The 8,086-nt window shown below is 58.4% G+C and carries 6 protein-coding genes and 1 rRNA gene; 5 read left to right on the top strand and 2 right to left on the bottom strand.

From position 1 onward, the window contains the following. Positions 1-9: 9 nt before the first annotated feature. Positions 10-702: a cysteine protease LapG gene (lapG, locus tag ACWKV5_RS28295; RefSeq protein ID WP_483843939.1), complete on the bottom strand. Its 693-nt coding sequence runs from the start codon at positions 700-702 to the stop codon at positions 10-12. A gap of 218 nt (positions 703-920) precedes the next feature. On the opposite strand from lapG, the gene ACWKV5_RS28300 reads away from it, so the two are divergent. From ACWKV5_RS28300 to ACWKV5_RS28320, 5 genes are all read left to right on the top strand, one after another. Then, a complete protein-coding gene (locus ACWKV5_RS28300; protein WP_483843940.1) occupies positions 921-1,631 on the top strand; it encodes a GntR family transcriptional regulator in 711 nt (236 codons plus the stop codon). Positions 1,632-2,313: 682 nt separating this feature from the next. Then, positions 2,314-3,090 (top strand): DUF3050 domain-containing protein, encoded by a 777-nt coding sequence (locus tag ACWKV5_RS28305; protein ID WP_483843941.1) that lies wholly within the window; start codon positions 2,314-2,316, stop codon positions 3,088-3,090. Further along, positions 3,087-4,016, top strand: coding sequence for a diiron oxygenase (locus ACWKV5_RS28310; protein WP_483843942.1), 930 nt, complete (start codon positions 3,087-3,089; stop codon positions 4,014-4,016). Before ACWKV5_RS28305 ends, ACWKV5_RS28310 begins: the two co-directional genes overlap by 4 nt. A 14-nt stretch (positions 4,017-4,030) precedes the next feature. Next, positions 4,031-7,441 (top strand): amino acid adenylation domain-containing protein, encoded by a 3,411-nt coding sequence (locus ACWKV5_RS28315; protein ID WP_483843943.1) that lies wholly within the window; start codon positions 4,031-4,033, stop codon positions 7,439-7,441. A gap of 23 nt (positions 7,442-7,464) precedes the next feature. Next, on the top strand, positions 7,465-7,932 hold the full coding sequence (locus tag ACWKV5_RS28320; RefSeq protein WP_483843944.1) for an SRPBCC family protein: 468 nt from the start codon (positions 7,465-7,467) through the stop codon (positions 7,930-7,932). A 79-nt stretch (positions 7,933-8,011) separates the two neighbouring features. Here ACWKV5_RS28320 and rrf read toward each other — a convergent pair. Then, positions 8,012-8,086: ribosomal RNA gene (gene rrf, locus ACWKV5_RS28325) — 5S ribosomal RNA — on the bottom strand; the annotation flags it as partial.

Below are 8,086 nucleotides of genomic sequence, written 5' to 3' on the forward strand. Positions count from 1 at the left end.
CGCGTGCTCCTAGTTTGTCGTTTCGACCGGGAAACCTTCGGCCTGCATTTTCTTCAACACGTCCTGCCAGCGGGACAGGCGTTTGGTGTCACCGACCTTTTTGTTGCCCTTGGCGCCCGGCAAATACAAACCTTCTGCATTGAAAGAGTAGACCGGTAACAGATCGGTTCGTTGATTGGCCGGCTTTATCTCGTTGATCAGGCTATCGAGCACCAGCGGCATGGCCTCGGGGCTTGAATAGTAGGTCAACACCATGTGCGCCCGATTCTGGCGCAAGGCCTTGACGTAGGTGATGCGCAGCTTGTCACTGGAGACGCCGAGGTGGCGCAGGCTGAAATACTTGGCAATCGCATAGTCTTCGCAATCGCCGGCGCCCTTCCACAGCGCTTCGATGGGCGTTTCCCAATAGTCGACGTCGTGCCACAGGTCGATGTCCTCGACGTAGCGCACCTGATTGTTGAAAAACAGGTTGACCACTTTGAGCTGCTCCAGCTCGCTGACCTGCTTCTGCGTGGCCAGCAAATGCTGCCAGGCGTCGATCCGCTGCTGCCCTTCACCCAACGGCCCGTACAGGGCCTGAGCGCGACGGCTGATCAGCGAAAAGTCCCAATCGGCCTGCAAGCCGCCCAGCATGATGCCGGCCAGCAGTAGCGCGCAGCACAGCCAGCGCAAGATCCGTGGGATTGCGAAACGTACCGCCAATGCGAGGCATCCAGAGCAGGCAAATGGAATTCGGCCGATGGTGCAGGTTAGCGCGGTAAAAGACAATGGCACGGTGCAATCACGGGCGACGGGCTAGACTTTGTATTGTGAATGACATGAAAAGCTTGCGATTGAAAACCTGACTTGTTTGACAAGCCTCATCGCAGTCTCTAGTGTCCATTTGGATCCAAATATTTCAGTCGAATAGGGTGCGAGTAGTGCCACACAAGACCAACCCTCTCAGCAATATCAAAGTCAGCGGGCCGATTCCCGCTCACCTCGCACGTTCGGTGATCGAAGAAACGCTGCGCTCGGCGATTCTCGATGGGCGCATCCCTTGCGGCACCGCGTTGCGCCAGCAAGACCTGGCCGACCTGTTCGGCGTCAGCCGTATGCCCGTGCGCGAAGCCTTGCGCCAACTCGAAGCCCAGGCGCTGCTCAACGTTGTCGCCCATAAAGGCGCCGTCGTAGCACCGCTGGTTCAGGGCGACGCCGTGGAAACCTACGCGCTGCGGATTCTTCTGGAATCCGAGGCCCTGCGATTGTCGATTCCCTTACTCGAAAAAGAAGACTTCGAAGCCTCTGCCCGTCATATCGATGATATGGAGACAGAGCAGGACTACAGCGAGATCGGCCGTCTCAATCGTTTGTTCCACATGTCGCTGTACTGCAAGGCACCTAACCGTCGCTTGTTGAGCCTGATCGAAGAAGGGTTGAACGAAGAAGAACGCTTCCTGCGTTTCAACCTCGAAGCGATGGGCCTGGGCAAACTGTCCCAGGACGATCACCGGGCGCTATTGCTGGCCGTGGAAGATCGCGATATCGAGCGCGCAGTAAAGCTGCTCGAACATCACCTCAACCGGGGCGTCGAGGTCATTACGCGCTACCTCGCCAGCCCTGATGCACTGAACAAGAAAACCGCCCGGTAAACCGTGCCGGCAAGCCAGAACGAGCAGAACAAACTGCTCGTTTTCGCTTGTCACGACTGCGCTCAGCCCCGCTCTAAAGCCTTGCCCTCGCTTTTCCCCTCCCAAGCCCAATAACTGCACCGAGAAGATGACGCCTCGGAGATAGCGGCTGCCGTGATTTACGCTCACTCTTGGACTGCCAACAACCAATGAACGGGCGACGCTGCGCACCTGCGCAACAGTCCCCGCAACAAGAACCTACGGAAGGAGTCTTGTCACGGGAAAGGAAGCATCGGCGTTGATCCCAGCCAACTTCCACCCTCTAAAGTCATGTCACTGATTCAACCAAGAAAGTTGCTTCGAGTGAGGCATTCACTCTTCATTTCAATTCTGACTTTAATTAGTTGGAAGGAGCAACTACGCCAAAATAAAACTGCCAGTTAAAGTTTTATTGGAACTTGTCGCGCCGAGTAAATATGAACTTTTATTTAATTAAAAAATGACTTGCCGGGAACTTTGTTCGTGTATTAGTTTTTGTTCGCCGCACTGCACACAGGCCTGCAAGGCTTGACCTGCGGATCATAACCACGAAAACCGATCAATTAGATGGAGGCACTTGCTCGTCTACTGAAAACTTTAAACGCCAGGCGCGGATTGATCGCAACTTCCTTAACGGCATCTCAGATTACTTATAGGCTCACTCATGAAAGCGAATAAAGACCGTCTCATCCAGAAGAAAGCCGAACTTAGTGCACATCCAATTTTCTCTGAAATACATTCGCTGTCGGTACTTCAACGTTTCATGGAAACCCATGTCTTTGCAGTCTGGGACTTCATGTCGTTGACCAAGCGTCTGCAACAGGAACTGACTTGCGTCCAACTTCCCTGGCTGCCGCCTCGAGACCCGCAGGCTGCGCGCCTGATCAACGAGATCGTGCTGGGTGAAGAATCCGATGACCGTCCGGCCCAGGGTCATTACAGCCACTTTGAGTTGTACCTGGATGCGATGCGCGAAGTCGGGGCCAGCACCGTCGCCGTGGAGCGCTTTGTCGCGTTGCAACTAGAAGGCGTGAGCTACGACGTCGCGTTGCAAAGCGTGGACGTCGACCCGGCCGCCGCGCAGTTCGTGCGGCACACCTTGCACACGGCGTTGCACGCACCGGGACACAGCGTTGCAGCGGCGTTTTTGCACGGTCGTGAGAGTGTGATTCCGCAGATGTTCCAGCGGATTCTCGACGATTGGGGCATCGGCATCGAGCAAGCGCCGACCTTCCGTTATTACCTGGAACGGCACATCGAAGTCGATTCCGAAGACCACGGCCCGGCGGCGGAAAAACTCCTCGCGCGGTTGGTCGATGGCAATCCGCAACGGGAGGAGGACGTCTACGCCAGCGCGATTGCTGCTGTGGAAAGCCGCATCGCCCTGTGGGACGGCCTGCGCCTGAGCATGGGCGAGCCGTTGCGTGAGGTGAGCGCATGAACGCCGCCGATTACCAATCCTTTGCCGATGCCTGGGAGAGCCGCGCGACCATCCGCACTCGCCCACGGCGGGTGCTGGAAAACGATGACAAGCTGATCTATCCCTTGAGTCGCCAGCCGCTGGTGTTGAGCGAAACCTTCCTGCGCGAATGCCCGGAGCAACGGGACTTCGCGCTGGTGCAGACGCTCTACAAATTCATCAACGACGTGGTGATTTTCGAAACCGAAATCGTCGATAAGACCGCGCGCAGCATCGCCAAGAATCGCTTCGCCGTGGCGTTCCCGTTCGCCTGCCGTTACGACGCCATGACCGTGGTGGTGGACGAGGATTACCACGCCTTGGTGGCCATGGACTTCATGCAGCAGACCGTCGCCATGACCGGCATCACGCCGATCGTATTGCCCGACGAAATCGAGCTCAGTCGCGCCATTCCGGCAGCCGTGGCGCTCGCGCCGGAACACTTGCGCAGTGCCGTCGAATTGATCTGCGTGGCCATTGCCGAGAACACCGTGACCGGCGATGTCGCGGCGTTCGCCAAGGACGACACGGTCAAGCAATCGATCAAAGGCCTGATGGCCGATCACTTGCTGGACGAAGGTCGCCACTCCGGCTTCTGGGCGCGCCTGGTGCGCATCTACTGGCACACCGCGAGCGAAGAAGACCGCCATTGCATCGCGCAGATCCTGCCGGTGTTCATCGGCCATTACCTGACCAACGACATTCAGAAGTCCTTCGACTTCCGGTTGATCGAGTCTTTGCAGATCAACGACGCGGCGCGTCAGGCACTCAAGAGCGAAGTCTCGGGGCTGGCCTTCCCGATCAATCGTCATCATCCGCTGGTCGCCAACATCGTGCGGTTTTTCCGTAGCAGTTCGCTGCTCGATTCGCCGTGCGTGCAAGACGCCCTCAGCGACTACCTGGTTTAACGAGGAGAACATCCATGAGACGTCTCGACATTTTGCTCATTGGGCAAAGCCAGGCCTTGACCGACCTGGCGCTGGAACTTGAACAACACGGTCATTCTCTGGTGCGGTTCGACACGCTCACTGAGCAGCCATCGTTTGATTTGCTGATCGACGACGCGAGCCTACCGTTTTCGGGTTTCGGTGCAACACCGCGACTGACGCTGCAACTGGGTATCAGTGGATCGGGGGCTGGCGGCTTGCCGTCGCTGGACCTGCTGTGCTCGTACAACTCCACACTGTTCACGCGCGTGCCTATCGCCGACGAGCCCTACGGCAACGGCCAGGCCTTACGCCTGCGAGCGGTGGCGGAACTGGTGGATCACGTCGCGCTGCTGGTCAGCCGCTTCTCCCGGGATGCCGAGTATTTTCTGCACGCACAACCGGCCGCGCCGGCCCACTTTGAGCGTGTGGACACGCTGGTGTGGCTTGAACACCTGGCGTTTGTCCATCAGCTCAACATCACCGCTCAACCCTGGCTGCTGGAGCTGGGGCAGATTCCGATGATCGAGCGCCTTGAACAACGCCTTGTTCAATCCGCCGAACGACCCGCGCTGAGCATCGACGGTACGACGCTGCGCTATCGGCAACTGCATGCCTATAGCCGTGCTATCCAACAGCAGTTGCAACCGCTGCTCGATAAGCATCAGGGGCCGTTGGTGGTCGGGATCTGCCTGCCGAAATGCAGCGCGCTGTATGCGGGGATTCTGGCGATTCTTGGCAGCGGCGCGGTGTATTTGCCGCTGGAGCCGAGCCATCCGCTGCAACGTCAGCAGTACATACTTTCAAACGCCGGGGCCGTGTTGTTGCTGCATGACGGCGAGCACCCGCTCGCCGGCGACATGCCGGGGCTGGATATCAGCCGCATCGACATCGAGGACGTGGATCTCCAACAACCCTTGATGCGTCAGCGGCCCGATCTCGATGCGCCGTGCATGGCGCTCTATACCTCGGGCACCACCGGGCATCCCAAAGGCGTGTTGCTCAGTCAGGCCAACCTTGCACACTTCACTGCGTGGTACGCCAACTACGTACAACTCGCCGAACAGAGTCGGGTGCTGCAGTTTTCGTCGCTGAGTTTTGACTCGTCGCTGATCGATATTTTCCCGACCCTGCTGCAGGGTGCAGAGCTGATCGTGCCCAGTGACGACCAACGCCGCGACCCCTTGCAACTGGTCGAGCTGATCCGCCACCAGCAACTCAGCCACGCATTTTTGCCACCGGCACTGCTGAGCATTCTGCCGCTGGATCAGTTACAGGGGCTGGATCATGTGATGACCGGCGGCGACGTTTGCGAACCGTACGTGATCGAGCAACTGACGCGCCAGGGCAAGCTCTACAACCTGTATGGCCCGACCGAAGCCACGGTGCTGATTACCGCGCGACAGTTGCGTCCCGGCGACAGCAACCGGACCCTCGGCGCACCGATTGCCAACAGTCAGGTGCTGATTCTCGATGAGGACTTGCAACCCGTCTCCGACCACACCGTCGGTGAGTTGTACATCGTCGGGCCGGGTGTGTGCCTGGGGTATCTGAACAACCCGCAGCAGACGGCCGAACGCTATCTGAACCTGAGCTTGCCAAGCGGCCAAAGCCTGCGCGCCTATCGGACCGGCGATATGGCGAAGTGGACCGGCGACGGCATCGAGCTGTGTGGCCGGCGGGATAACCAGGTGAAGATTCGCGGCTTTCGGGTTGAACCGGAAGAGATCGAACGCTGCCTGCGCGACAGCCAGTTATACCGCCAGGTTGCGGTGGTCATCGACAGTCAGCGACGCATTCTGGCCTTCCTCGCGCAGCCTCAGGAGGACCGACCCGGTGCCGCTCGCGAGGCCTTGAAGGCTCACGCGTTGCAGTTTTTGCCGGACTACATGCAGCCCGGTGCGTGGACCGAACTGCACAGTATGCCCTTCGCCAGTAATGGCAAAGTCGATCGCAAAGCGTTGCTTGCGATGCCGGTCAACGTCCTGGACAACACCGCACGGCGCTTACCAGTCAGTGCCGATGAGGCCTTGCTGCTGGAGATCTGGGCTGAGTTGCTGGAGCTGCCGGCCAGCGACATTTCAACCGACGAAAGCTTCTTCAATCTGGGCGGCCATTCGATCCTGTTATCGCGCATGTTGCTGCGATTGCGCGAGGAGTTCGGGCGCAGTATTTCGATCAACCGCTTCATTGAACTGCCAACCATTGCGAAGTTGGCGACCTTGGTGCGCGGCTCCGGCACTGAAGAAGTGCTGAGTGAAAAGGCCCTGGCGGATGCCTTCCGTGAGCTGGATATTCAGCCGTTGCCTGTCAGCCAAATGGGCGATGTGCACAAGGTGATCGTCACCGGCGCGAACAGTTTCGTCGGTGTGCATATCGTCGAGGCGCTGCTGGGTTGGGGCGCCACTGAAGTCGCGTGCCTGGTGCGCGATGGCGGAGGGCAATCGGCGGCGGAGCGCTTTGCTCATGCACTGCGCGAGAACCGTCTGGAGCACCTGGACCTGAGCCGGGTGCGGGTGTATGCCGCGGACATCACTCGTCCGTCTCTGGGGCTGTCCGATGACGTTTACGAACGCCTTGATCGAGAGTTCGGCGCGCTGGTGCACAACGCAGCCAACGTCAATCACGTACTTGATTACGAATCACTGGCGCGGGACAACGTCGAACCGATTTTCGAGTGCCTTCGGTTGTGTGAAGGGCGCAGCAAGAAGGTCTTCAACTTCGTCTCGACGCTCTCGGCGTCCAGCACGATTGCCGCCGATGGCCGGGTACTGGAATTGCCCGCGGCGCAGACACCGCCGATCTATATCAAGAACGGCTACAACCTCTCCAAGTGGGTCGGCGAACGGATTCTTGAACGGGCTCGCGAGCGTGGGGTGTGGGTCAATCTCTATCGCCCCGGCAACATCAGTTTCAACAGCCTCACGGGTGTCTGTCAGCCGCACAAAAACCGTTTGATGCTGATGCTCAAAGGCTCGATCCAGCTCGGCCAGGTGCCGGAGTTCGCGCTGAATTTCGACCTGATGCCGGTGGACTTTCTCGCCCGGTTCATCGCGTTCCATGCCAGCCGTTATCAGCCTGAAAAAGCCGTGTTCAACCTGCACAACCCCGAGCCCCTGAGCTGGGACGACTACGTGGCGTCCTTTCGCGAAGCCGGGCGGGAATTCTCGATGGTTAGCGTCGCGCACTGGCAGCAGCAACTGGGCCGGGTCGATAGCGATAACGCGCTGTTCGGCGTGCTCGGTTTTTACCTCAACGGCTTTGAGGAAGACATCGGCGACATCTCGATGATCGGCCATGCCAATGCCCAGGCGGGTGTACAGCAGATGGGCGCGCACTACCCGGAAAAAACCCCGGCGCTGCTGCGTCGTGGTTGCGACTACCTGAAAGAAATCAACTTCATCTGATTCAACCCAAACGGAGTAAAACCATGAGCACTCTGCAACCCGATACCCTGATCAAAAACCCTCAAGGCTGCCACGTGGTGTCGTCGGTGGAAGTGCCGGCCGAAGCCGCAAAAGTCTGGGCAATCGTCGGCAACTTTGCCGGCTTCGATCAGTTCATTCCGGCGCTGTCGCACATTGAGATGACGGGCGAGGGCGTGTCGTCCTTGCGCAAGAAATTCTTCAAGGACGGCAACCTGGTGGTCGAACAACTCAACTCGCGGGATGACCACGCGTTGAACATGACCTGGACCATGATCTACAACACCTTGGGCGTGGCCAATTTGTGGGCAGCCATGAATGTTGAGCCGCTGGGAGTGGGCAAGTCCCGTGCGACCTGGACCATCATCGCCGAACCGGCGCAGGAGGGCGTGGAGGCTCTGCCGGGGTTCAAGGCGTTTGTGCAGGGGTTTGCTGATGATTCGATGAGTAATGTGTTGAAGCTGTTTGTGTAAGCCTGAGTTCGATCGATAACGCAGGCCTGAAACGACAAAACCCCTGTCTGCATTAGCAGACAGGGGTTTCGGAATTCAATCTTGACGATGACCTACTCTCACATGGGGAAACCCCACACTACCATCGGCGATGCATCGTTTCACTGCTGAGTTC

The organism is Pseudomonas oplopanacis (genome assembly GCF_057128725.1).

What these genes read in the sequence shown, in the direction of transcription:
- ACWKV5_RS28305 (WP_483843941.1), top strand. Translation starts at nt 2,314, where the DNA reads ATGAAAGCGAATAAAGACCGTCTCATCCAGAAGAAAGCCGAACTTAGT.
- ACWKV5_RS28310 (WP_483843942.1), top strand. Translation starts at nt 3,087, where the DNA reads ATGAACGCCGCCGATTACCAATCCTTTGCCGATGCCTGGGAGAGCCGC.
- ACWKV5_RS28315 (WP_483843943.1), top strand. Translation starts at nt 4,031, where the DNA reads ATGAGACGTCTCGACATTTTGCTCATTGGGCAAAGCCAGGCCTTGACC.
- ACWKV5_RS28320 (WP_483843944.1), top strand. Translation starts at nt 7,465, where the DNA reads ATGAGCACTCTGCAACCCGATACCCTGATCAAAAACCCTCAAGGCTGC.